The sequence below is a fragment of the Streptomyces sp. AK08-02 genome, assembly GCF_033795085.1.
Classification (GTDB): domain Bacteria; phylum Actinomycetota; class Actinomycetes; order Streptomycetales; family Streptomycetaceae; genus Streptomyces; species Streptomyces echiniscabiei.
In genome coordinates this window covers 722,980-747,274 of record NZ_JARAZV010000001.1, presented here as the reverse complement: position 1 = coordinate 747,274, position 24,295 = coordinate 722,980, and the positions used below count along the sequence as shown (strand labels likewise).

Annotated in this window: 23 protein-coding genes and 1 pseudogene; 8 read left to right on the top strand and 16 right to left on the bottom strand. The window is 69.9% G+C overall.

Annotated elements, in window-relative coordinates; genetic code table 11:
- Nucleotides 1-214: 214 nt before the first annotated feature.
- From trhA to PV734_RS03330, 4 genes are all read right to left on the bottom strand, one after another.
- Nucleotides 215-1,021, bottom strand: a complete 807-nt coding sequence (gene trhA, locus PV734_RS03345; protein WP_415924140.1) for a PAQR family membrane homeostasis protein TrhA — start codon at nt 1,019-1,021, stop codon at nt 215-217.
- A 74-nt stretch (nt 1,022-1,095) separates the two neighbouring features.
- The gene (locus tag PV734_RS03340) at nt 1,096-1,428 is read right to left on the bottom strand and encodes a MerR family transcriptional regulator (protein WP_319091978.1); all 333 of its coding nucleotides are present in this window, start codon (nt 1,426-1,428) and stop codon (nt 1,096-1,098) included.
- Between the two features lie 275 nt (nt 1,429-1,703).
- On the bottom strand, nt 1,704-2,150 hold the full coding sequence (locus PV734_RS03335) for an ATP-binding protein (protein WP_319091977.1): 447 nt from the start codon (nt 2,148-2,150) through the stop codon (nt 1,704-1,706).
- 151 nt (nt 2,151-2,301) lie between these two features.
- On the bottom strand, nt 2,302-3,495 hold the full coding sequence (locus tag PV734_RS03330) for a PP2C family protein-serine/threonine phosphatase (protein WP_319288711.1): 1,194 nt from the start codon (nt 3,493-3,495) through the stop codon (nt 2,302-2,304).
- 335 nt (nt 3,496-3,830) lie between these two features.
- Between PV734_RS03330 and PV734_RS03325 the strand changes: the two genes are divergently transcribed.
- A complete protein-coding gene (locus PV734_RS03325; RefSeq protein ID WP_319288710.1) occupies nt 3,831-5,006 on the top strand; it encodes a serine hydrolase domain-containing protein in 1,176 nt (391 codons plus the stop codon).
- A gap of 93 nt (nt 5,007-5,099) precedes the next feature.
- On the opposite strand, the gene PV734_RS03320 is transcribed toward PV734_RS03325, so the two are convergent.
- From PV734_RS03320 to PV734_RS03290, 7 genes are all read right to left on the bottom strand, one after another.
- A complete protein-coding gene (locus PV734_RS03320) occupies nt 5,100-5,447 on the bottom strand; it encodes a DUF1330 domain-containing protein (RefSeq protein WP_319091975.1) in 348 nt (115 codons plus the stop codon).
- Nucleotides 5,448-5,517: 70 nt separating this feature from the next.
- Entirely contained in the window at nt 5,518-6,123 is a 606-nt protein-coding gene (locus PV734_RS03315) for a hypothetical protein (RefSeq protein ID WP_319091974.1), read from the bottom strand.
- Entirely contained in the window at nt 6,120-7,514 is a 1,395-nt protein-coding gene (locus tag PV734_RS03310; RefSeq protein ID WP_319091973.1) for a hypothetical protein, read from the bottom strand. Before PV734_RS03310 ends, PV734_RS03315 begins: the two co-directional genes overlap by 4 nt.
- The gene (locus tag PV734_RS03305) at nt 7,511-8,344 is read right to left on the bottom strand and encodes an ABC transporter ATP-binding protein (protein WP_319288709.1); all 834 of its coding nucleotides are present in this window, start codon (nt 8,342-8,344) and stop codon (nt 7,511-7,513) included. The genes PV734_RS03310 and PV734_RS03305 overlap by 4 nt, the downstream gene beginning before the upstream one ends.
- On the bottom strand, nt 8,341-9,159 hold the full coding sequence (locus PV734_RS03300; RefSeq protein ID WP_319091971.1) for a zf-HC2 domain-containing protein: 819 nt from the start codon (nt 9,157-9,159) through the stop codon (nt 8,341-8,343). Before PV734_RS03300 ends, PV734_RS03305 begins: the two co-directional genes overlap by 4 nt.
- Entirely contained in the window at nt 9,156-9,707 is a 552-nt protein-coding gene (locus PV734_RS03295) for an RNA polymerase sigma factor (protein WP_319288708.1), read from the bottom strand. The genes PV734_RS03300 and PV734_RS03295 overlap by 4 nt, the downstream gene beginning before the upstream one ends.
- 109 nt (nt 9,708-9,816) lie before the next feature.
- The gene (locus PV734_RS03290) at nt 9,817-10,947 is read right to left on the bottom strand and encodes a hypothetical protein (RefSeq protein ID WP_319288707.1); all 1,131 of its coding nucleotides are present in this window, start codon (nt 10,945-10,947) and stop codon (nt 9,817-9,819) included.
- A gap of 128 nt (nt 10,948-11,075) precedes the next feature.
- On the opposite strand from PV734_RS03290, the gene PV734_RS03285 reads away from it, so the two are divergent.
- A complete protein-coding gene (locus tag PV734_RS03285; protein WP_319288706.1) occupies nt 11,076-11,936 on the top strand; it encodes a metalloregulator ArsR/SmtB family transcription factor in 861 nt (286 codons plus the stop codon).
- A complete protein-coding gene (locus PV734_RS03280; protein ID WP_319091967.1) occupies nt 11,933-12,535 on the top strand; it encodes a dihydrofolate reductase family protein in 603 nt (200 codons plus the stop codon). The genes PV734_RS03285 and PV734_RS03280 overlap by 4 nt, the downstream gene beginning before the upstream one ends.
- Nucleotides 12,536-12,562: 27 nt before the next feature.
- Here the strand turns inward: PV734_RS03280 and PV734_RS03275 are convergent, their stop codons facing one another.
- Nucleotides 12,563-13,180: a TOPRIM nucleotidyl transferase/hydrolase domain-containing protein gene (locus PV734_RS03275; RefSeq protein WP_319091966.1), complete on the bottom strand. Its 618-nt coding sequence runs from the start codon at nt 13,178-13,180 to the stop codon at nt 12,563-12,565.
- 138 nt (nt 13,181-13,318) lie between these two features.
- Entirely contained in the window at nt 13,319-14,158 is an 840-nt protein-coding gene (locus PV734_RS03270) for an endonuclease/exonuclease/phosphatase family protein (RefSeq protein WP_319288705.1), read from the bottom strand.
- Nucleotides 14,159-14,456: 298 nt separating this feature from the next.
- Here PV734_RS03270 and PV734_RS03265 point away from each other — a divergent pair, with 298 nt between their 5' ends.
- On the top strand, nt 14,457-14,963 hold the full coding sequence (locus PV734_RS03265) for an SRPBCC family protein (RefSeq protein ID WP_319091964.1): 507 nt from the start codon (nt 14,457-14,459) through the stop codon (nt 14,961-14,963).
- Between the two features lie 671 nt (nt 14,964-15,634).
- On the top strand, nt 15,635-16,975 hold the full coding sequence (locus tag PV734_RS03260) for a jacalin-like lectin (RefSeq protein ID WP_319288704.1): 1,341 nt from the start codon (nt 15,635-15,637) through the stop codon (nt 16,973-16,975).
- Nucleotides 16,976-17,147: 172 nt separating this feature from the next.
- Here PV734_RS03260 and PV734_RS03255 read toward each other — a convergent pair whose 3' ends face one another.
- Nucleotides 17,148-17,924: an NPP1 family protein gene (locus PV734_RS03255; protein WP_319288703.1), complete on the bottom strand. Its 777-nt coding sequence runs from the start codon at nt 17,922-17,924 to the stop codon at nt 17,148-17,150.
- 253 nt (nt 17,925-18,177) lie between these two features.
- Here PV734_RS03255 and ligA point away from each other — a divergent pair, with 253 nt between their 5' ends.
- Nucleotides 18,178-20,265 carry an NAD-dependent DNA ligase LigA gene (ligA, locus tag PV734_RS03250; RefSeq protein WP_319091961.1) on the top strand — a complete coding sequence of 696 codons (2,088 nt, stop codon included), beginning with the start codon at nt 18,178-18,180 and terminating at the stop codon, nt 20,263-20,265.
- A gap of 336 nt (nt 20,266-20,601) precedes the next feature.
- Here ligA and PV734_RS03245 read toward each other — a convergent pair.
- Nucleotides 20,602-20,768: pseudogene (locus tag PV734_RS03245) on the bottom strand (deaminase); the annotation flags it as partial.
- Nucleotides 20,769-20,817: 49 nt separating this feature from the next.
- Nucleotides 20,818-21,819: a threonine/serine dehydratase gene (locus PV734_RS03240; RefSeq protein ID WP_319288702.1), complete on the bottom strand. Its 1,002-nt coding sequence runs from the start codon at nt 21,817-21,819 to the stop codon at nt 20,818-20,820.
- Nucleotides 21,820-22,070: 251 nt separating this feature from the next.
- On the opposite strand from PV734_RS03240, the gene PV734_RS03235 reads away from it, so the two are divergent.
- Both PV734_RS03235 and PV734_RS03230 read left to right on the top strand, forming a co-directional pair.
- Nucleotides 22,071-22,289, top strand: a complete 219-nt coding sequence (locus PV734_RS03235; protein ID WP_319091959.1) for a hypothetical protein — start codon at nt 22,071-22,073, stop codon at nt 22,287-22,289.
- 270 nt (nt 22,290-22,559) lie between these two features.
- Nucleotides 22,560-24,290, top strand: a complete 1,731-nt coding sequence (locus PV734_RS03230; RefSeq protein ID WP_319288701.1) for a SpoIIE family protein phosphatase — start codon at nt 22,560-22,562, stop codon at nt 24,288-24,290.
- Nucleotides 24,291-24,295: the final 5 nt, after the last annotated feature.

Here is a 24,295-nt window from a genome sequence, read left to right as displayed (position 1 = left end):
TCCTGCCTCGGCGGCCCGCGCCCTCGGGTGGACGAGTGGCCCACCCACCGTCAGGCCCTTGTGTGGTCACAACGACTCCCCTTGCTCGATGACGCCCGGGACCTGACCCCGGAAGCACGGAAGGCCCGTGCCTGACCCGGTGCCGGACAGGTCACATTGCACCACGCGACGTGACCCGCCCCGGAAACCGCGTTTCGGCATGCCACGGACGCGCTCAGGCGGCTGCCAGGAGGATGGCGGTCCAGTGCGAGGTGAAGGCCGCGATGGTCAGGGCGTGGAAGACCTCGTGGAAGCCGAACCAGGCCGGGGAGGGATCGGGGCGCCTGAGCCCGTAGACGACGGCGCCCGCGGTGTAGAGGAGACCGCCCACGATGACGAGTACGACGACCGCGGTGCCACCGGTGTGCGCGAAGTCGGGCAGGTAGAAGACCGCCACCCAGCCCAGGACGATGTAGCACGGCGTGTACAGCCACCGGGGAGCCCCGATCCACAGGATGCGGAAGGCGATGCCGGCGAGAGCGCCCGCCCATACCACGGTCAGCAACACCGGTTGCTGACGCGCGGGCAGCAGGAGTACCGCCAGCGGGGTGTAGGTGCCGGCGATGATCAGGAAGATGTTCGCGTGGTCCAGCCGCCGCAGGACCGCTTCCCCGCGCGGCCCCCATGTGCCGCGGTGGTAGACCGCGCTGGTGCCGAACAGCAGGCAGGACGACACCGCGTACACCGAGCAGGCACCCACTGCCGCCGCCGAGCGCGAAACGGCGATCAGGACGAGGCCGCCGATCAGCGAGAGCGGAAACACGCCCACGTGCAGCCAGCCGCGCATTCGCGGTTTCAGTGCGGCAGCCGCGCGCTCCGCCCCACCTCTGTGGCCGCCGGCCGGCTGCCCTTCAGGTGGCGGGCCGGGTATGTCGGAAGGCGCGTCGACCGCCCGGGGGCGCGGGGCGTCGGACGTGGCGCCGGGGCCAGGACCGGAGGGGGACTTCCCTCCGGGCGTCGGCTGAATGTCGTCGGCGGTCATTCGCTCGTGTTCTCGAAAATCGGCGGCTTGACATCGACGGACCGCGGCGACCTCGCGTCACCGCGGACCGGGAGTCAGATGCTCGCCGTGTGGCGGGATGCGGCATGGCGGTACTCGGCGTTGATGCGCTGGGCCTCCTCCAGCTGGTCTTCGAGGATGATGATGCGACAGGCGGCGTCGATGGGGGTTCCCCGATCGACGAGTTCCCGGGCGCGAGCGGCGATCCGCAGCTGATAGCGGGAGTAGCGGCGGTGCCCGCCCTCGGAGCGCAGCGGGGTGATGAGGCGGGCTTCACCGATGGCGCGGAGAAAGCTCTGCGTCGTACCGAGCATCTCGGCGGCCCGGCCCATGGTGTAGGCGGGGTAGTCATCGTCGTCGAGCCGGTCGTAGGAATCCTCTGCTGTCACTGACACCTCTCCGTCGAATCCGTCGAACCTGTGGAGGAGCCCTGACACCGTAAGGCGCCGAGGCCCGAAGTACTGCTTCACCGCCGGCTGCTACAACGGTGCTGTCGCCGTGCGGCGGTTCGCGTCCACCAGTCCCCACTGCCCTCCCGGGGGACGGAAGAAACCGTAACCGGGCCACCGCCTGATGTCTATTTTTGTCACTATAGATTTTCTGTGCGCACGACGGAAATAACTGTGACAGATCGCGCCGTGAGCCAGGCCTGCCCTCCACCGCCCTAGGACGGCGAGAGGGCGATGCGGGCCGTGATGCGCTTGCCGACCGGCTCCTGCTCGATGAAGAGTGCCTCGGCAATGGCCTTGACGATCTCCAGGCCGTGCTGGCCGACCCTGCCGGGATCGGTGGACCGGGCGGCGGGAACCGTGGGTTCGCTGTCCCACACGACGACGTCCACGGCACTCGCGTTGACACGCAGTTCCAGTAGGACGGGACCGGGTGCGTACTTACGGGCGTTGGTGACCAGCTCGCTCACCACCAACTGGACGAGATCCCGCACACGTGCGGGCACGGACAGCTGATGCTCGGCGTGGGCCCGGTCGAGGAAGGCGACGGCATGGTGACGGGCGTCGGCGATACAGCCGTCGTCCCCGCCCAGGGCGTAACCGGCGCGCATCAGGAACACGTTCGGCGTCGTACAGCCGTCACCGTCGGCATGGGATTCCACCTGTTCGCCCTCACTCCCCCCGTTCACGTGCGCCGGTACCCGCGCCTGCGCCATACATGCCACCACATGTGTCCCAGGTGCGCAGGCCTCCCCCAGGACGAACGGGAGCGGCCGGCTTCGCGCGCCGTCTCGGGAGGAAGGGTGTCACGGGTCATCGCCGCATGTCGGGTCTCTCCTCGGCAGGTCGGCGCCGGTTGCCGTGCCAGTCCAGGACCAGGACCGTGGCGTCGTCCTGGAGGTTCCCGTCGCAGACCTTGAGGACCGCGGCCGTCAGGCTCCGGACAGCTTCTCGCGGGTGCAGCGCGCGGGTGTCCCGGATGATCGAGGGCAGGTCCGCGGCAGAGGCGCCACGTTCCTGCATTCCGTCGGTGAGAAGGATCAGACGGTCTCCGGGGATCAACTGGAGTTCCTGCAGACGGTAGGCGCTGGGCGCCGCCACCCCGAAGGGCAGGTTGACGGCGAGGTCGACCTCTTCGACGATGCCGTCCCGCAGCCTCAGCGGCCGGGGATGACCGGCGTTGACCAGTTCGCACAGGCCCGTCTCGAGGTCCACGCACAGCAACTGCCCGGTGGCCAGACCGTGGTTGTGGCTGAGCAGGGCCTCGTGGGCGTGGCGGGCCTGCTTGAGAGCGTCGCATCCGCTGCGGCGCGCCTGGCGCAGCGCCCCGACCAGCAGGGTGGCCAGCAGCGCGGAGTCCGTGTCGTGTCCCATGGCGTCGGTGATGGACAGGTGGAGGGTGTCGCGGTCGAGGGTGTAGTCGTACGTGTCGCCGCCGATGTCGTCGGCCGGGACCAGTCCGCCGGCGAGGGTGAACTGGTCCGCCTCACAACAGGGAGCCGAAGGAAGCAGCTGATGCTGGATCTCCGCCGCCAGGCTGGTCGCGGTGGTCCGCCGGCCCAGGTGGTACAGGTCGGTGAACCGGCGGTCCGTGACGATGATGTACGCCAGCGCGTGTGCCGCGTCGCGGACCTGTCGCAGCACGGTGTCGTCCGCGGCCTGCAGGGTCACCTCCAGGACTCCGAGGCAGTCGCCACGATTGGTGACCGGCGTGATGACGCGCTCTCCGCCCTCGCCGTCCGGTACCACATGCTGGCGCTGGCTCCGCAGAACACCGTCGTAGACGCTGCCCTGAAGGTCGATCGGCTCGGCGTTGCCGGGCGCCTGACCGTCGGCCGCGGCGAGGCGTACCAGCCGCTGGCCGATCAGGTCGACGAACAGGAAGGACACCTGCTCGGCACCGAACCGCTTCTGCAGGTCGTGCGCCACCACATCGACGGACTCTCCGGGCGGGGCCGCTTCCGCGGCGGCCAGCAACTCGCCCAGTTCCAAATCTCCACCCCTCACGACAACCTCCTATCGGCTACCGCAACTTCTTCCCCAACTCTGCGTGTCCTCACCTGACCCGCCTGTTTTGCCTGGCCAGAGACGGTGCCCAGGCAAGACGACGCAACCGGCACGAGGTGGTGACGACGTACGGACGGCTTCCGCGACGATCCGAAACGGGTGGGCGTGGCGAGAGACCTCGGGGTCGGGATCCGGGCCGGTGGGCGGTCGTCGGAGCCGTGCCGCATCCGGGTGCCCACTCGGCCGTATGCAGCAGCGGCTGAGGCAGTCGAGTGCCGTGCCGCCGATGCTGGGCGTGCCGTGCTCTGCCCTCCCAGCCTTGCCGAGGAGTTCCCGTGCCGCATTCCCCTCTCCCCCGCCTGCGTATTCCGGCCGGCGCCGCGCTGGTCTGCGCCTGTCTCGCAGCCCTGGTGTACGCGCCCGCCGAGGCCGACACGCCCGGCTCCGCCACGGACCGCGCGCTGCGGAGTCAGCTCGAAGAACTGGTGAACGCTCCGGGTGGCCCGCCGGGCGTCATCACCGTGCTCCAGCGGGGGAACTCACGCCGGGTCATCCGGGCCGGAGTCGCCGACCTCGACACCGGCAGACCGGTCGAACCGACCGACCACATGCGTATCGCCAGTACGGCGAAGGCGTTCAGCGGCGCCGTGGCACTGCGGCTCGTGGACCGGGGCGCGCTCCGGCTCGAAGACACCATCGGCCGACGGCTGCCCGCACTCCCCCGGGCCTGGCACGCGGTGACCCTGCGCCAGCTTCTCACCCACACCAGCGGCCTGCCCGACTTCAGCCGGAGTGAGGAGTTCCTCAGCCTCCTCAGGGCAGATCCGCATCACCACTTCGACTCCCGGCGGCTGCTCGACTTCGTGGCCGACGAGCCGCTGCTGTTCCCTCCCGGTTCGCGGTACCAGTACTCCAACTCCGACAACATCGCCGTCGCCCTGATGGCCGAGGCCGCGACCGGGAAACGCTACGAGGAGCTGCTGCGGTGGTTGGTCCACCGTCCGCTCGGGCTGCGCGACACGAGCCTCCCGCAGGGCTTCGAGATGCCGGAACCGTACATGCACGGCTACGACGTCCCCGTCCAGCCGCCGGCCGCGCCGGAGGACGTCAGTGAGCTGATCGGCGCCTCCGGGGTGTGGGCGTCGGGCGGAATCATCTCCACTCCGAGGGACATGACAAGGTTCATCCGCGGTTACGCGGGCGGCGCGCTGATCTCCCGGGCGACCCTGCGCGAGCAGCGGCGTTGGGTCGACGGCGCCTCCGAACCGGCGGGTCCGGGCACGAACAAGGCCGGGGCGGCGATCTTCCGTTACACCACGAGGTGCGGAGTGGTGCTCGGCCACACCGGAAACACACCCGGGTACACCCAGCTGATCGCCGCGACCCCGGACGGAGAAAGGTCACTGACGTTCTCGCTCACCACCCAGGTGAACGAGGCGACAAAGCCCCAACTGCTGGAGAGGCTGCGCGAGATCGAGGAGAACTTCGTGTGCGCGCTGCTCCGGAACTGACACCGGAGCCCCGTCCCCGGCAGGCGGCACATCGGGGACGGGGCGTCGCCATTGGACGGCGGACCGAAGCGGTCGCTGTCCAGGACCCGCGGGTCACTCGGCGGACAAGGCCTCTCGCAGCGCCTTCGCGGAGGCGGCCGGGTCATAGCCCTCGGGTACGCCTTCGACGAGGATGATGTCGCCCTGGATGTGCCGCGAGCGCAACGGGGCGATCTCCTGGTAGACGGGCGAGTCCCACCAGGCCCGCGCCTCGACGATGCCGGGGAAGCCGATCACCACGACACCCCCGGGCCAGCTTCCCTCCTTCACCTCGTGCTGCGCGAAGTGCACGAGGAAGCGGCCGCCGTACGGCTCGAAGGTGGCGGGTATGCGTTCGATGTATTCGGCGATCTCCGGATGCGGGGTTGCCTCTTGTAAGTGGGCGATGGCGTAGGCGGGCACGATGTCCTTTCGGTAGGCCGAACTCTCTACGCCGGAAGCATGGCATGGACCCGACGAACCGGGGAGGCCGCTACCTTTTGGGCATCCGAAGGAAGCGGATCCAGGCGTTCGGTCCCGTCACGGCGTAGGCCACGGTGCCGGTGATCGCGAGGACGAGCGCCGTGCAGCCGGCCGTCGTCGAGTCGGGCGGCAGCACCATCCAGGTCGCCACCCGCATCGGCGCGCTCGTCGCGGGCGGAGCGAAGCACGCGAAGGAGAGCCAGGTGAAGGGCACGGTCCATGCGTACTGACCCCCCGCGAGCACCGCGCCCAGGGCGGCCAGCCCCATCAGACCCGCGCTGTCCCGGACGACGAACGCGGTGGTGGCCATGGGCGGGCCCGCTGTCCGCAGTGTCAGCGGCACCGCCGCGACGACCGCGCCGGCGAGCAGCACATGCGCCGCTCTGCGCGGCACCCAGCGGATCGAGGCCGTCCGGTCCAGCGCCAGGTCCTGCCCGCTGAGCCCGACCGAGGCCGCCATCACCCCCGTAGCGAGAACAAGGACCGGAATTCGCGGATCGACCTGCCCCCCGCCTCCGTCCCTGGCGAGCGCCCACACCGCCACCGCGCTGATCACCATCACGGCGAGCGACGCGGGCACCTGTCGCGAGCGGGCGTACAGCGTCAGCCACCTCACCGGGACGCACCGCCGGACAGCACGTCGAACGGGTCACCCTCGCAGGAGAGTGCGGCGGTGCGCATCGTGTTGATGCGCGAGAGCTGCTCCGCCCGCGGAAGCGACATGAGCTTCTTCCACACCGGGCGGGCCTCGGCGTCCACCTCACCACGCAGATTTCCCGGTGTGCCGGTCAACGGTTCGAAGTCGCCGAGGACCCAGCCCGCCGCGACGGCCTGCGCGTATTCGTCTCCCCCGAAGCCGCTCCAGCCGACGGGAGTGCACCCGGGCACCATGCCCTCGGCGATCAGGGCCCGGGTCAGGTCGTCGCCCTTCGCGGCGGTGACGATGTCGTCGTCGAAGTCGAGGAGCAACGTCTCGCGGGACCACCTCGGTGTGGAGCCGGTCGGCAGCAGAGAGGTGTTCTCACGGATCGCCACCGGCGCCCGGCCGCCCAGGGCACCGTGCAGCAGACGCAGCGCCTCCTTGCCGGGGCCCGCGAGGCCGGCGAGGCGGTCCTGGTGCGTCTTCGTCACGCACACCGGCCCGTCGCACACCGACTCCACGGCGGTCTTGTCGACGACGTAGATCCGGTGCGGGTCGGAGGGGAGGACGAGCAGGGCGATCACCGCACCCGCCATCACGGGGACCAGGGCGGTCAGCCGGGCGCGCCAGGTGGCGGCGACGAGCAGCGCGAATCCCGTCCCGGCCATGCCGAGCACCCAGATCGTCTGCCCGACGTGCACGGACGCGGAGAGCGTGACGAACACATTGCGCACCTCCTCCACCGCCGGTGACAGCAGCGAGACCCGGTTCGGCTCCGTGGTGGGGACGCCCAGTGCCGTGTTGGTCTCCGTCCGGCCCAACGACAACTGCATGAGGACCGTGAACACGAAGGCGGTCATGGCCAGCGCGGGCGGAGTCAGCACCGAGGGCAGAGCCCGCCCGGCCCCCATGCCCAGCACGGCCCCCGCCACGAGGAAGAGCGCCCCGAGGAGCGAGATCGGCAACCACCCGAGGTGTGTGTAGTCGGTGCTGGGGATGACCTGGACCGCGCCGACAAGGACGAGAAGCGCGAAGGCCGAGGCCAGTGTGATCGCCGTCGTGCCCGCCGACGTGGCCGCACGGTGCCAGGGGGGCCGCGGCGTGCTTGTCAGCAGCTCGGACATCTTCGAGCGGTGGTCGCGCAGGCCCTGCAGCGCTCCGAGCCCCACGACGAGCGGCCACAGGTAGAACAGCAGGCCGCGGGTCACCAGGGCCATGGACGTCCACTGAGCCGTCCACGCCGTGGTGCCCTGCCACCACGAGCCGAACAGCAGGTACAGGAACGCCAGTGCCGTCGTCAGTACGAGGGCGCCGGCCCACGGGGCGACGGAGCGTTTCAGCTCGATGCGCAGGACACCGGTGTTCACCAGGTACCCCCTGTCCGGCCGGGGCTCTGCAGCAGCGCCGAGTAGCCGCGCTCCATCGGGCTGTCCCCCACGTCCTTCGGGCCGCCCGCCGCCGCCAGCTCGTCCGGAGAGCCCTGGAAGACCAGACGTCCCTCGGCGAAGAGGACCACGTCGGTGCAGGCGGCGGCGACGTCCTCGACCAGATGCGTCGAGACGAGCACGCAGGTGTCCGTGCCCAGCTCCTGCAGCAGCTTGCGCAGCCGCAGCCGCTGCGCCGGGTCCAGGCCGGCCGTCGGCTCGTCCAGCAGCAGGATCGTCGGGTCGTTGACGATGGCCTGGGCGATCCCGACCCTCCGCACCATGCCACCCGACAGGGCTTTCATCTTCTCGTCGGCACGGTCCGCCAGACCCACCCGCTCGACGGCCCGCTGCACCGCCGCGGGGACATCCGCCTTCGGCACCTCCTTCAGCCATGCCATGTACTCGACGAACTCGCGGACCGTGAACCGCTTGTAGTAGCCGAACTCCTGCGGCAGGTAACCGATCCGGCGCCGCAGCGCACGGTGTTCACCCCTGCCGCCCACGGACTCGCCGAGCATCTCCAGGGTGCCCTCGGTGGGGCACAGCACGGTGGCCAGAGTACGGATGAGGGTGGTCTTGCCCGCCCCGTTGGGGCCGAGGAGACCGTGCACGCCGGTACCCAGTGACAGATCGAGGCCGTCGACGGCCATCCGTTTCCCTCCGACCCTCACCTTCAGCCCGGTGGCCTGGATCTCCCAGGCGTAGGCCGTCGGCGCGATGTCGGCCGCGCTCACCGCGGACGTCATGTCATGTTCCTTTCCGTTGGTCATCGATGGGCTCCCAGTACGGAGTAGGCGCCCCTGCGAGCGATCACGACCCCGCTGCCGAGAACGAGAATCAGCGCCCACGCGGGCAGATTGCCGGCCTGCAGGGCGAAGGTCGTACGGCTGGTGGCGAGGGTCGGCGCCACGACCACGGCGGCCCATACCCCGCCCAGTACGACGGCGGCGCGGGTCACCCCGACCACACCGCCGAGCGCCAGTGTCGCCGCGGTGAAGGCCAGACAGGGCAGCAGCCACTGAGCCACCATCACCCCCGTCATCCATCCGCCCATCAGCAGAGCGGGGACGACCACACCGAGCACGGAGGCGGTGCGCCGCAGCACCAGGTAGAGCCCGGCCCTGGGCACCGAGGCCGTCAGTTCGTAGGCCGGGTCCAGACCGCGTGACCAGGACGCCGCGACGCCGAGCACGGGCAGAACCGGCGCGAACAGCAGCACCAGCGACACCTCCCCGGTGCCGCTGCCGACCGTGTCGAGCAGCAGGGCCAGCAGTGTCACGCCCACGACCATGGCCAGCCACGGCACCATGGTGGGCGTCATCCACCTCGCCAGGCGTGCCGACCAGCGCCGTCCGCGCGGCATCGTGGGAGTGACCGCCAACCGGTCCTCCAGGCCGGACCACACGGTGTCGACCAGCGACGCCACCGCGGGCACCTCGGCATCGACGACCGCCGCCAGCCGGCCACGGCACTCCCGGCACATTTCCAGATGGGCCTCCACGGCCCACACCTCGTCGGCGGCGAGGTCCGTGCCACCGCGCGCGTAACCCTCGATGATCCGCATCGACGCATGTTCCCCACTCACGCCAGTGCCCTCCGCATCGCGATACGGGCCCGGCGCGCACGGGTCTTGACCGTGCCCTCGGGCAGCCCGAGCAGGACCGCGGTCTCGCGGACGGACAACCCGTCGAGGACCAGGGCCTGCAATATCTGTCTCAACTCCGGCGCCAGGCAGCGCAGCGCGTCCCCGACATCACCGCCGACGGTCCCCGCGAGCGCCTCCTCCTCGGCGGCGGGCGCCGCGTCGGGAACGGCTGCGGCCCGCGGTGGCTCCGCGTGGTGAGCCCGTCGCCGGAACGCGTCGACCAGACGGCGCGCCGCGATCGTCCACAGCCAACCGGTGGCCGACCCTCCGACAGCGGCCCCGGCGAAGGCATCCGCCGCGCGCCACACCGCCAGATACGTCTCCTGCATGACCTCCGCGACGATCTGCTCGTCCCCGCACCGGCGGCGCAGCCGCACCGCCATCCACGGCGACGTACGCCGGTACAGCTCCTCGAACGCGGCACGGTCGCCCTTTGCCACCAGCCGGACGAGACGCTCCTCGTCCAACTCGTGCGGCGCTGCCCTCATTGATCTCACGCCCGCTAGACGCCCGAGCCGGGCGACAGGTTTTCCTCCCGGCGTGATCCCCGTCACATGCGGAGGATCCCGTGGGCGCCATTCACCTCAGCCACCCGGCTTACCCACGCTGCCCGTATCGCCGCCATTCGCGTCCGCCGTCGCGGGAGATCCACAGCCCTTCGCCCTTCACCAGGTCGTATGTCGACGTCGTCGCGTCGGCGATGCCGTAGAGGGTGGTGCCGTCGACGGTGAACGAGGTGAAGTTCACCGGTGTCCGCAGTTCGCGGAAGGTGCTGTTGGCGCGGTCGACGGCCAGCCAGTAGCGACCGCCTTCCTCACCGACGAGCAACCGGCCGTCCGCGAGCAGTTCCAGGACCAGCGCGTCGGGGCCGCGTCTCAGGTCCTTCCAGGCGATTCCGCCGGCGAGGACCTTCCGCCAGTGCCTGCCGGTGTCCGTCGTCAGCAACAGGCCCCGCACGCCCTCCCCCTGAATGAGCGACACCGCCGCGATCCCGCCCCGCACGGCAAGGGCACCACCCAAGTACGGCTCGGGGACGGCCGTGGAGCCGACGGTGCGCCCGCCGCGCTGCCGTACGACGCGGTTCGGGGCGTCCGTCAGTGGCTGGTCCAGGCTCCAGACCGTGCCCCGCTCGTCGACGGCGAGGCGGACGGCGCCGTCGGGTACACCGGCCGGGGGCGCGACGGTTCGCGTGGCCGGGCGGTAGATGAGCGTCGGCTCCGGTGCGGCGAGCAGAACGTCGCCGGGGAGGGCGCGCAAGGGGGTTCCGGTCACGACCGCCTTGTGCCGCTCGCCGCGTACGTCGAGAGTCCACGCTCCCTCCGTCCCGTCCGCCTGCGGCACCCGCACGAAGCCCCCGTGCGTTCCCTTGAACGCGGGCGGCACCGCCTCCGCGTCCCCGTGCTCCGCCTGCTCGGCGACCGTGCGGCCGTCTGGGCCGACGATGCGCCAGGCGGTGGCGGCCGGCCCCTCGTCGTCCTCGACATTGCCGGCCTCATACGTCAGAAGCAGCGAGCCGTCGTCCGCGCGGCTCACGCCGAGAGGTGCGCCGGCCATCTCGATGACGTCGGCGGCGCGTGGGTGAGGATCTTCGATGACGCGCTTGTACTTCGCCTCCCGGTCCTCGGGCCCAGCAGCGCCGGAACCACCCTGACCACAGGCGGTCAACGCCAACGCCGTACTCGCCACGAGCCCGACCGTCCGCCTGCCGCGTTTCCTCGACCACACCATTGCCGCATCCTCACACGCGGCGTCCGCCGCCACCCCGACACCTGCCTGCACCTCGCCGGATCGCAAGCTCCGAACCCATGCGAATAATTCCTTGACACGAATATTCTCCACAGTGAATACTTCTCGTCATGGACGCACTCCTCGCCGCACTGGCCGACCCGACCCGCTGGCGTCTCGTGAGCCTGCTGGCCGAGCAGCCCCGTTCGGTCGGCGTTCTGGCTCAGCTCACCGACGCACGCCAACCGCAGACGACCAAGCATCTGCAGACCCTTGAGCGCGCCGGCATCGTGACCTCCCGACGCACCGGCCAGCGCCGTATCTACACACTCCGGTCCGCTCCGCTGCGCGAGCTGGCGGCTGCGCTCGGCCAACTGGCCGACGCCAGGGACCAGGCCGACGGCCCCCATGCGACCCACGACCGCTACGGGCTCAGCGTCCGGTCGGAGCGGCTCGCCGCCCAGGATCCGGGGTGGGCCGACGGCCGCACGTTCGGCTTCCACCGGTCGCTGGCAGGACCCCCCGAGCTGGTCTGGCGCCACCTCACCGAGGCCGCTCTGCTCGCGTCCTGGTGGACCCCCCAGGATCTCCGGGCGTCCGAGCTCGTCTTCGAGGCGCGCACCGGCGGCCGGATCGTCCAGGAGTACCGCGACGCCGAAGACTTCGACGACACGAATCCGGCCGCCGGGCGCGCGGAGGGAGTCGTCGAAGACGTGCGGACCGGTGAGCACCTCGCCTACCGGCTCTCCCCACTACTGCCCGACGGCCGCCCCGCCTTCACCGCCCACGTCTCCATGGACCTCGGCCCCGCCGACACAGGCACGGACCTCGACGTCCGCTGGCGGATCACCGACAGCACTGTCGAGTCCGCGGACTTCGTCGCGGGCATCGAGATCGGCTTCGGGCAGAGCCTCGACAAGCTCGCGGCAACCCTCGACACGTACGCACACGACACCAGCACCAGCACCACCGACACAAGGAGCACGAAATGACACAGCACAGCGCCGGCCGCCGCGTCGTCACCAACATGGCGCTCTCCCTCGACGGCCGCTACGCCGGTCCGGACAACCCGCTGGACATGGGATGGGTGATGCCGTACGCCGTGACCGACGTCGCCCGCGACCATCTGACCAGCCTCTGGGAGCCGGCGACGACGGCACTGCTCGGGCGGGTCAACGCGGAGGGATTCCTGGGTTTCTGGCCCACCGTCATCGGTATGGAGGGTGCTGACCCCCGCGACGAGGGCTTCGCCAAATGGCTTGTCGACACCGACAAGGTGGTCCTCTCCTCCACCCTCACCGAGGCCCCGTGGGAGCGGACGGCGATCGTCAGCAAACCGGCCGCAGAGGCGGTCGCGGACCTCAAGGCCACCGAGGGCGGCGACATCCTCGTACTCTCCAGCGCGAGCGTCATCAAGGCGCTACTGGCGGCCGACCAGGTCGACCGGCTGGCTCTCACCGTCTTTCCGGTCTTTCTCGGCGGCGGGCCGCGCCTCTTCGACGACGGCCTGCCCGCGAACCAGTGGACGCTCGTCAGCCAGACCGCGGGCGAGCACGGCACACTGGCCCTCGTCTACGACCGAGTCCGCTGAGCGGCGGGACTGACGCGGCTGCTCGGTTCAGAGGGCGGCGAAGAGGTCGTCCAGCGGGGCGGGCACCTGGTCGGGCGCGAGGGCTTCGACGAGAAGACGGCCGTAGCGGATCTTGCGGCCCTTCTTCGTGCCGATGAAGCGCCGCAGTTGCTGATGCCGCGGCCGGCCCTGTTGGGCCGGCTGCTGCAGGAAGGTCTGCCACGGGCGCAGTTCGTCCTCGGCCCGGACGATTTCCTCCACCCGCGTCGGGCCCAGCGCACGGATGAGTTCGTCCTCCAGGTCCGCCGCACAGACGAAGACGTTCGGGTGCGGGGCCGAGGCCGAATCGATCCCCCGGTCGAAGAAGGGCTTCTCGCGCTCGTCGCACAGACCGACCAGCCGCAGGCCCAGACCGGCCGGACCGAGAAGCGCCGCGTAGCGTCCGACGCTCATGGCCCCGCCCATCGACATCGCGCACACCCCCTCGGCCGCCAGGGCCCGGTTCCGTCCCTCGGCCAGCGCCTCGACGGCCGCCAGATCGCTCAGCCCCTCCAGCAGCACCGCCGTACGCACCCCGAGCTGCTCCGCCAGCTCTTTCGCCGGACCGCCGGAGCCACCTCGCGCCCAGCCAGCGACCTCGTCCCGGAACATCCCCATGTCGACCATGCCGGGGAGTCTGCTACCTCCGCCGAGGGCAGCGCACGCGATATTCCACTGCTCGACCGCACGAGTGCGTGCAGTACGGACGAACGCCGACCAGAACGTTTCCTCCGACCACGTACCTCTGAGCACCTCGGGTCAGGTTCAGGTCAGGTCCAGGTCGCTGTACACCAGATGGTGGTCCGAGTACGAAGTCGGTTGCACTCGTTGCCTGAGCGGAGTGATGCCTCGCAGGAAGATGTAGTCGAACTTGCTGTTCCAGTCGGTGGTCGGTTCGCAGGTGGCGGCGGCCGAAGCATGGCACTCGGGGTCCGCGTCCACGGCCAGCGCCCACATCCGGGTGAGTTCGGGAGCGTCCGCCACCGCGTTGAAGTCGCCGATGACGATCGCACGCTTGTGCCGGGAGACCTCTGCGGCAAGTACCCGTGTCTGGCCCGCTCGGACCGTTTCCTGTCGCCGCTGCGCGAGGTGGGTGTTGAAGACCCGGACACGCTGGCCGCCGACCATGGTGGTGACTGCCAGGTAGCCACGGTCCTCGGATCCTCCGTCGGGATACTCCACTTTGACGCGGTCGGTCATCGGCGCCGCGGAGAGGATCGCCTGACCGAAGCCTCCCGGATTCCACGGCACTCCCCTGCAGCGGCCCCAACTCTTGAGAACCGACCCGTACTCGACGTGGTAGACCAGCCCGTGCAGATTCCTCAGATACTTCCGGATCTGCTCGACGTCACCCACGCAGGCCTCCTGCAGACCGATGACCTGGGGCGCGTATCTGGCGATCTCCGCCGCCCGGTCAACGTTGCTTTCCTTGCAGGGGTTGCAGATGTTCCACGTCATGACCCGGTTCGGCACCACATCCCTGACGGCCTCGACGGGCAGTGAACTTCCAGAGCGGTCATCACCCGGTGCCCTGGAGCCGACGAGCACCACGCAGGCCACGGTCAGTACGCCCGCGAGCAACCGCGCGCCCCTTCCGAGCATCATCGTCTCCTCAATGTGGACGCACGGCATCGGCCGCTTCCCTGCACGAGATTAGGCGACGAGGTTGTGAGCGACTTGCCGTCGGACCCCTCGCAGTCACCGATCTCCGTACGGTTCAAGCTCGTTGCGCCTGCTCAGGGCCGCTGGTGGGCCGTGAATTCGTACGCCGATGGGCCGACGGGCCGTTGTCCGACACCTCACTCCGGCGGCGGATGCGCCGGACGCTCCGTTCGCCCCGGGTTCGCCCGCTCCGGAATGGGCACTTGGCTGTGAGCCGAGGCAGGACTCCCGGAGGTGTGGCGTGGCGGTACGACATCGTTTGATCAAGGTGAGTCCGCAGACCGTGTGGACCGTCCTCGCGGACGGCTCCCGGTACGCGGAGTGGGTGGTGGGAACGTCGGACTCCGAGCCGCTGCGGGGACAGTGGCCGCAAGTGGGTTCGACGATCGCATACGAGGTCCGCGTAGGCCCCATGCGGCTCACCAACGAGACAGTGGTCCGGCATTGCGTAGAGGGCTCCGAGCTGGGGCTGGAGGCGCGAGCGGGCATCCTGGGCACGGCGAGGATCGCCATCGAACTCCGCCCTTGGGGAGAGCACTGCCTGGTCATCGCGGACGAGCACCCTCTCCAGGGCGCGGGCGGGCTGCTCCACAACGTCGGAGTGGACGCGCTGATCCAGTTGCGCCACCGCGCGATGCTGGCCCGGCTGGCCCGGGTGTGCGAGGCACAGCAAGGGGACCGCCGGCCGGAGCACCTCCAGGCACGGCGCACGGCGGCTGTCCATGGCGCCGACGGCGGTCCCGCCTGACACGGTGGTGAACCGAGCCGGCCTCAACGGGCCGGTGCCCGCCGATCCACCGGCCGACGAGGGACGGGGTGCGCAGGTACCCGAAGAGCAGCCCTGACCGGGGGCATGGTGCGGCACAGCTGGGACGTCGACCGACTTCGCCGGTCATCCCCTCGGCGGCCACCTCTTCAGCTGCCCCGCACCAGCGGCTTCTCTCCGCCCCGGGCCCAGTCCCGCCCGCCCTGAAGCACCTGTCCGAGGGCTGTGTCTCGGGTCCACCTGCGCCCACCCGGGCGGCGCGGTCCACGGGGCTCCGGGCGCCAGTGCCGACCACGCGGCACCGTGCCGACGCCGGCTCGCCGGCCGCACAATCCGTTGCAGGCCGACCGTTCGCGCGGCGTCGGCCGTTTCCCATGTGCGGGATGTACCGGCCTCATCGGATGTGCCGCATCTACGGGCCGCACGGGATGCGCCGTCCGAAGCCAACCGGGTCGGCCCGGCCGCGCCCCCGCCACCCGATTCGACGCGGGCCACGCGGCCAACGCGGGCCGAGGAACGTCCGGCCCGTCCGCGCAGGGCAAGAGACTCCTGTGAATACGCGCCCGCCCCCTCGACAGAACCTGGGTAACCAGCGGTAACTTCTGCCACGTCCCCCACCGCAACCGCTTTCCCTCCCCAGGAGGCACTCCACCATGCGCAGACTCTCCGCCTGCCTCGCGGTCGGCGCCGCCGTCCTCGGCGGGCTCACCGTGGTCGCCCCACCCGCCGCGGCCGCCGACTCGGGCAGCTTCAGCGTGCTCAGCTACAACGTGGCCGGCCTGCCCGAGGCCATCTCCAGCGCGCCCACACCCCGCGAATCCAGCACCACGACGATCGGCCAGCGGATCGCGTCGTACGACATCGTCAACGTCCAGGAGGACTTCAACTACCACTCGTACCTCTACGCGGCCGACACCGCTCACGCCTACCGGACGGCCACGAGCGGCGGCGCCGGCATCGGCAGCGGGCTCAACACACTGTCGAAGATCGCTTACGACGGGGACGACTTCGAGCGGGTCGGCTGGAACTCCTGCACCTACGGCTCCGGCGACTGCCTCACCCCCAAGGGCTTCACCTTCATGCGCGAGCGCCTCGCCGAGGGCGTCTACGTCGACTTCTACAACCTCCACACCAACGCCGGCACCAACGACGACGACCTCGCCGCCCGCGCGGACAACCTCAGCCAGCTCACCGCCTTCATCACCACCCACTCGGCAGGCAACGCCGTCGTGGTCATGGGCGACACCAACACCCGCTACACCCGCTCCGGTGACACCATCGCCGAGTTCACCGCCGCCAACGGCCTCACCGACGCCTGGGTCCAGCTGATCCGTGGCGGCAGCGCACCCGTCAAGGGCAGCGACGCCCTGGTCTGCGACCAGACGGGGACCACCGTCCCCAACACCTGCGAGGTCGTGGACAAGATCCTCTACCGGGGCAGCAAACTCGTCTCGCTCAACGCCACGTCCTACAACAACGAACACGCCAAGTTCCTCACCGACGCCGGGCTGATGCTCTCCGACCACGACCCGCTCACCGCCGGCTTCACCTGGTCGCGCAACGCCGCCTTCCAGCTCAGCGACCAGTTCGGCGGCCCGCACGGCGACTACTACAACGACATCGGCAGCGTCACCGCGGGCGCCCGTGCCACCACCCTCGCGTTGCGCTCCGGCTCCCGGGTCGACCAGATGAGCGTGACCCTGGAGAACGGCACCACACTCGCCCACGGCGGAACGGGCGGCACCGCGTCCTCATTGACGCTGGCCGGCGGCGAGTACGCGACTACGGCGTACCTGTGCCAGGGCGTGAAGGACGATCACACACGGATCTTCTACGCGAAGTTCACGACCAACCTCGGCCGCACCCTGGCCGGCGGCACCACGACCTCCGACTGCGTGACCCGCACCGCACCGACGGGCTGGCAGATCGCCGGATTCCACGGACGCGCCGGTGACGAGGTCGACAAGATCGGCTTCATTTACACCCAGCGCTGAGCGACCGACCCAGGTGTGGCCTGTGCGCGCGGACTTCCGACGAGGGACGAGACCTTCGGCGCGCACATGGCCACGCCCCGCTCCACCGGACCGGGACCGGGAACAACCGGGAACCGGGGAATGGATCGGTCTCCCCTCGGTTCAGCGGGCGATCCATCCCCCAGTGTCTCCGTCAGGCGTAGGGGTCGAAAGTGATGTCGGTCGGCTTGGCCTTGTTGAGATGGTCGGCGAACTTGGAGTCCTGTAGTGGGAAGTTCGCGCTGCCCCAGTCGGAGGCGTTCAGCGTGTCGCGCAGGTGGGACGCCAGGTTGTCCCAGGTGAGCAGGTTCTCCTGGTGCCAGGCGCCGGTGTCGTTCTCCGGAGTCTCGCCCCACTCGGCGAAGCGGAAGGCGTGGGTGCTCGCGCCGTCCTTGTGGTAGACGATCTCGACGCGCTGACCGCTCATCGGTACGTCGGCGATCGGATGGATACTGAAGCCGCCGTGCCGGGAGGCCGACAGGTAGGACGGCGTGTCCGCGCCCTGCCGGGCCCAGACGACGACGCACTCCCAGTCGTGCCGGTGCCCTATGCCGGGCGAGGCCTCGTCCTTCTCGAAGTAGCTGGCATAGACGATTCCGCACCAGCCGTTGTTGCACTTGGCCCGCGAGTAGGTGTTGGCGCGCCCGAGGTGGCTGTCGCGGCACTCGCCGGTGATCGGGCCGGTCGGCTTGAGACCGCCGTTGAGGTTGCCGTCCGGGTCGATGGCGGCGGCCGGGTAGCAGCTGTCCGTGTCGTAGTCGTACACGGGCTCGAAGTACTTCTGGAAGGTGGTCGCGTTCTCGGGCAGGTTCTGCAGGACACCTGCGGAGGCGCTGAAGGGCAGGGCGACGGTCAGGACGACAGCGCTGCCGGCGACGGCGGCAACTCTGGCGACGCGGAAGCTTCTTCCGCTGCTGGCGGCTCGGGGCAAGGGGTGCTCCAGTCTTCGGTCCGTTCATCCCGGACATGACATCCGGGTCGGGAAGGAGACTGGCAGGCCGAGCGATCATTGGAAGGGCTTTCTACCAAACACACAGCGGCTCTTGACCCAACTCGACGGCACGGGCGAAGGCACGGGGCCCCCGCGTGAGTCAGGGGTGTCCCGTAGAGGCGGCCTCGTCCGGCCGGTCGGCCGGACTTCATCGGCCGGGGCATTGTCAGTGGTGGCAGGCAAGATGACCGGCATGACAACACCAGCTGCAGTGATCGTGGATGCCGCCGCCTACGCGCAGGCGGTCGAGGACGCGGTGAAGGCGTCGGCCGGCTACTACACGGGCGGCACCTCGGCGCTCGACGACGACGCCTACGACCGGCTGGTGCGCGCGATCGCGGAGTGGGAGGCCGGTCATCCCGAGCAGGTGCTGCCCGGATCGCCGACCGGGAAGGTCGCGGGCGGCGCTGTGGACGGGGATGTCCCGCACACGGTGGCGATGCTGAGCCTGGACAACGTGTTCTCCCCCGAGGAGTTCACCACCTGGACGACATCGCTGGCCAGACGTATCGGCCACGACGTCTCCCGGTTCAGTGTCGAGCCCAAGCTCGACGGTCTCGCCATCGCCGCCCGTTACACCCGAGGCCGCCTCACCCGACTGGTCACGCGCGGCGACGGGACGGCCGGAGAGGACGTCTCGCACGCCATCGGCACCGTCGAGGGGCTGCCCGACGAACTCGCCGAGCCGGTGACAGTGGAGGTACGCGGCGAAGTCCTCATGACCACCGCTCAGTTCGAGTACGCCAACACCGTACGGACGACGCACGGCGGCACTCCGTTCGCGAACCCGCGCGGCGCCTCGGCCGGCTCCCTGCGGGCCAAGGACCGCGCGTACACCGTGCCGATGACGTTCTTCGGATACGGACTGCTCTCCATGCCCGGAACCGACACAGAACTCGCCGGGCGGCTGGGCGGACTCGCGCACAGCGAACTCATGGCACTGGCCGGCGAACTGGGGGTGAACACCACCGCGACCACCGCCGTACCCGGCATCACCGCCGACACCGTCGAGCAGGTGCTGGCCCGCGTCGGACAGATCGCCGGTCTGCGGTCGGAGTTGCCCTTCGGGATCGACGGGATCGTCATCAAGGCCGACCTCGCCGACGACCAGCGGACCGCCGGGGCGGGATCGAGGGCCCCACGCTGGGCGATCGCCTACAAACTCCCCGCCGTCGAGAAGATCACCCGCCTGCTGGAAGTCGAGTGGAACGTGGGCCGTACGGGCATCATCGCCCCGCGCGGTGTGCTGGAGCCGGTCGAGATCGACGGTGCCACCATCACCTACGCCACGCTCCACAACCCCGGCGACATCACCCGCCGCGACCTCCGTCTGGGCGACCACGTCATGGTCCACCGCGCCGGTGACGTCATCCCCCGCGTCGAGGCTCCTGTCGCCCACCTGCGCACGGGGGACGAGCGGCCGATCGTCTTCCCCGAGGTGTGCCCGCGGTGCGGGGCGGGAATCGACACCAGCGAACAGCGCTGGCGGTGCGAGAACGGCCGCAACTGCCATCTGGTGGCCGCCCTCTCCTACGCCGCCGGCCGCGACCAGCTCGATGTCGAAGGTCTCGGGCACACGCGCGTGGTCCAGCTCGTCGACGCCGGTCTGGTGAAGGATCTCGCCGACCTGTTCTCGCTCACGCGGGAGCAGTTGCTGGGCCTGGAGCGGATGGGCGAGACGAGTACCGACAACCTCCTCGCCGCGATCAGTGCGGCGAAGGATCAGCCGTTGTCGCGCGTGCTGTGCGCTCTCGGGGTGCGCGGCACCGGCCGCTCCATGTCCCGTCGTATCGCACGGCACTTCGCCACCATGGACAACATCCGCGCCGCGGACGCCGAGGCGATGCGGCAGGTCGAGGGCATCGGCACGGAGAAAGCCCCCTCCATCGTCGCCGAACTCTCCGAACTGGCCCCGCTCGTCGACAAACTCGCGGCAGCCGGGGTCAACATGACCGAGCCCGGCGCGACCCCGCCCGCCCCCGCGACCGAGAGCGCCGAGGACATCCCGGAGGGCACCGGGGCGACAGGCGGGCCCCTGACCGGGATGACCGTCGTGGTGACCGGGGCGATGACCGGTGTACTGGAGAACCTCAGCCGCAACCAGATGAACGAGCTCATCGAACGGGCCGGGGGCCGCTCGTCCTCCGGCGTCTCGAAGAAGACCAGCCTGGTCGTCGCCGGCGACGGTGCCGGATCCAAGCGCGCCAAGGCCGAAACCCTGGGCATCCGTCTGGCCACCCCGGACGAGTTCGCCGCCCTCATCACCGACTACGTCGGCTGACCGCTTCCCGGGCGCCGCGGGGTGCCCCAGCTCACACCGCACAGGGCCGAACGGCGGAACATCCAGGGGTGGTTGACGGTTCATCTGTATGTGGCTGCGGAGGGGACAGTGTCCCCGGGCCTCACCCATAGCCCATGGGGAAGATCGTTCGGCTGAAGCCCCATGGAGCCTTTCGCCGCGAGGCGACCGCCCTCCGCACGCCACCACCCCCGCCCCGGCTGGTCTCCCCCGTCCAGCCGGGGCTTCGTGCTGTGCGGCGACCGCTCCAGCGTTTCGCGGTGGCCTTGTCGACCTCACGAGCAGGCCCTGGTGTCACTTTCGCCAGGACAGGCGGTGCACCACGCCGCCGAGCCGGACATCCTTGCCCTGGGCCGCCACCCGCGCCTGTTCGAGCACCGATTCGGGTCACCGTCGACGAAATGGAACGTGGTGCCGGAGAGCGTGAACGAGGGACGCTCATGGTGGGTCATGACGAACACCGGGGTGTGGAAAGGGAGTTCGTCAAGAGAACTCATCGGCGTGTCCACGACCGGTCCGAAGTCGGCTTACCGGCTACCCGCCATCCTTGTCGGCCACGATCTGTGGACGGGCAGCCGCTCCCACCCATCGGCGATAGGTGTCCACGTCGACATTGCTGCCGCACACGATGGTGACCACATGTCGGCCGACGAAGCGCTCCCGGTCTTCGAGGATCGCCGCGACGCCGAGCGCGGCCGATGGTTCGACGACCAGACCCGCGTGATCGAGAAGCATCCGCATACCGGCGATGATCGACGTCTCCTGAACCAGGACGGCGTCGTCGGCGACCACGAGGAGGTCGTCGAGGACGGCGGGGATGGGACGCCGACCGGCGACGCCGTCAGCGATGGTGTCGGTCGAGTCGGTGGTGACGACACGTCGTTCGCGCCACGAGTGTGTCATCGCCGGTGCGCCCAGAGGCTGGACGCAGATCACCTCGACCCCGGGCGCCAGGGCCTTCATCACATGGCCCACGCCGGTGGCCAGCGCCCCGCCGCCGAGAGCGATCAGGACGGCGTCGAACGACTGCGTGGAGTCCGCCAGTTCCAGACCGATGGTCGCCGCACCCTCGCAGGTCTCGATGTCCAGGCTGTCCTCGACCAGTCGGATGCCGTCGAACCGCGCGATGGCCGCCGCCCGCTCGCGAGCCATCTCGTGATCGCCGTCCACCAGCTCCAGCACGGCGCCCAACGCACGGATGCGGTCGAGTTTGGTGGTGGTCGCGAAGCGGGACGCCACGACGGTCACGTCGAGTCCTCGGCCGCGCCCGGACCAGGCGAGGGCCTGGCCGAGGTTGCCCGCGCTGGCGCACACCGCGGCTCGTGCGCCTTCAGCGGCGAGCAGGCTCGCGACCAGCTCGGTGCCGCGGCCCTTGAAGCTACGGACCGGATTGGCCGTTTCCAGCTTGATGCTCACCGTGCAGCCCAGGTCAGGCTCCAGCGCCTCACAGCGATACAGCGGAGTACTGAGGAAAACCGGATCGATCAGCCGACGTGCCGCCCTGATCCGATCGGTGTCGAAGCGTGTCTCCCGCATGGCACAGCAGGGTAACGCCACCACCATTCCTCCCCCGGTGAACGCTTACCGATCTCACTGTTCGCGAATGATCGACTGGCTTGGATCAGGTTGTTCGCGTATCTGTTTTAAGACGTCATGGTTCGTATGAGTTTCAGGCAAGATGGGTAATTCCCCGCTACGGTGCTTGCGTTGCTGTGCACTCAGGGGGGCTCGTGGAACTGGTTGTGCGATTCTTGATTGCGGTCATCGGTGGGCTCCTGTGCCTACTCATGACGTTCCTGGTCGGGGCAAGCGGCTTCCTTTTCGCTGTGGTCTGCATCGTGTTCGCGTGCACCGTCGGGGTCCTCGCCGGCGTACTCGGCGGCAAGGGAGGGCGCGAGTTCGCGATGGACACCGCCCGAACTCCCATCAGGTCCCTGCGGGCCACCGGCCGTGGCGTCGCCGGGATCTGGGAATTCTGGTCGAGCATGGTGTCCAACGACGACTGAGCGCCGGACCCTCAGGCTGGTGGCGCCACATCGCCGACCGCGCCCGCCCTGACGACGTTCCCGCGTCCCGTCGGCGTCGCGACCGACCCGACCACGGGTGGCCGGCGCTCGGGGCCGCCCGGACGCCGACCGAGGCCGACACACGCGAACAGCCCGTGTCGGTTTGCCCACCGTGAGCGAGAGTGGGGCTGAATCGGTCGATGGCGGGGCAGTCGGAAAAGCAGACACCGTCAAGGAGGCGGACCGCAAGCCAGGTAGGGAGATCAGGGCATGGCAGGACCGGAACATACGGATACCCACGGGAAACGGCCCGTGGCGCCGCCGAGCGCCGGGCTCGTGGAGACGTTGGAAGCCGTCGGGACCGGGGCCTACGTCGTGGACGAGCAGGGCCGGATCATCGCCGTCAACTCCCGCGCCGAGCAGCTTCTGGACCGGTCGGCCGGAGATCTTTTCGGCAACGACGCGCACGACCTGTTGCACAGGGACGCGCACGGCCATCCGCTGCCCAGGACCCGGTGCCGTATGCGGCAGGCTTTCCACGCCCGGCGCACCGCTCAGGCCGAGGAGGACTACTTCGCGCGCGGGGACGGCTCTCTGCTGCACATCTCGTGGCTGATCACCCCCTTCGACCTCGGCGAGCACGTCCTCGGCGAGCATGGACACAGCACGCTCGTCATCTTCCACCTGCGGCACCCGCCGGCACTCTCACGGCCGCTGCCGGAGGCCGCACTGTTGCCGGAGATCGAACGGCTCGCTCTGCTGGCCGCGACCACCACACAGCTGACCTCCACTCTCGACGTCGAGGAGGCACTACGGCGGCTGGTGACCCTGGTGGTGCCCCGGCTGGCGGACTGGGCGATCATCGATCTGATCACCGAGCGCGACGAGGTGTGGCGCACTGTCGTGGCCGAGGCGGACGGTGACGGCGTGGTTCATCACGAGGAACTCCAGGGGCCGATGCCACCGGTACCCGAGGAGTCCCCGATGCCCCTGTCCAGGGCGTTGCGCGGGGTCGCGTCGACCCTGGCCGGCCCGCAGACCTACCAGGGGCCACCGGACTCCGGTATCGCCGTCGAACAGCGCCGTCTGTTCGACGCCACAGGCATCCACTCGGCGGCCATCGCCCCCATCCGCAGCACACGTGCCGTCCTCGGCGCGCTGACCCTGGGCCGCGCCAAGCAGTCGGGGGACTTCGCCACCGTCGACCTCCCCCTCATCGAGGACATCGCCCGCCGCGCGGGCCTGGCTCTGGACAACGCGCGTCTCTACCAACGCCAGCGCAAGGTCGCCGAGACCATGCAGAACCACCTGCTCCCCCAGATGCCGCGCGTGCCGGGTCTGCAGATGACGGTGCGCTACCTGCCGGCGCCCGACGCCTCGCAGGTCGGCGGCGACTGGTACGACGCCTTCTCCCTGGCCGACGGTGCCACCGCGCTGGCCATCGGCGACGTGGTCGGCCATGACCTGGAGGCGGCAGCCGGCATGGCACAGGTGCGCAACATGCTCCGCGCCTACGCCTGGGCCCTCCAGGAGCCCCCCAGCCAGATCGTCGAGCGCCTCGACGAGGCGGTCCTGCACATCACGGACGTCTCCATGGCCACCATGATCCTCGCCCGGATCGAAGAAACCCACGACAGCCAGTGGAAGCTGACCTGGACCAACGCCGGTCACCCGCCGCCGCTGCTGATAAGCCACGACGGGCTGGCCGACTATCTCACCGACGGCCACGGCATTCTGCTGGGCACCGGATCCCACAGGCCCCGCTCGGACGCCACCGCCCTGCTGCCACCCGGATCCACTCTCCTGCTGTACACCGACGGCCTGATCGAGGAGCCCGGACACACCCTCGACGAGGGCCTGCACCGACTGCGCCGTCACGCCGCCGCCCTCGCCCACCGCCCGCTGACCTCCTTCATCGACGAGATGCTGAGCCGGGTCCGCCCCAGCGCCAACGACGACGACGTCGCCCTCCTCGCCCTGCGGGTGCCCGCCCGACCGTAGCCGTC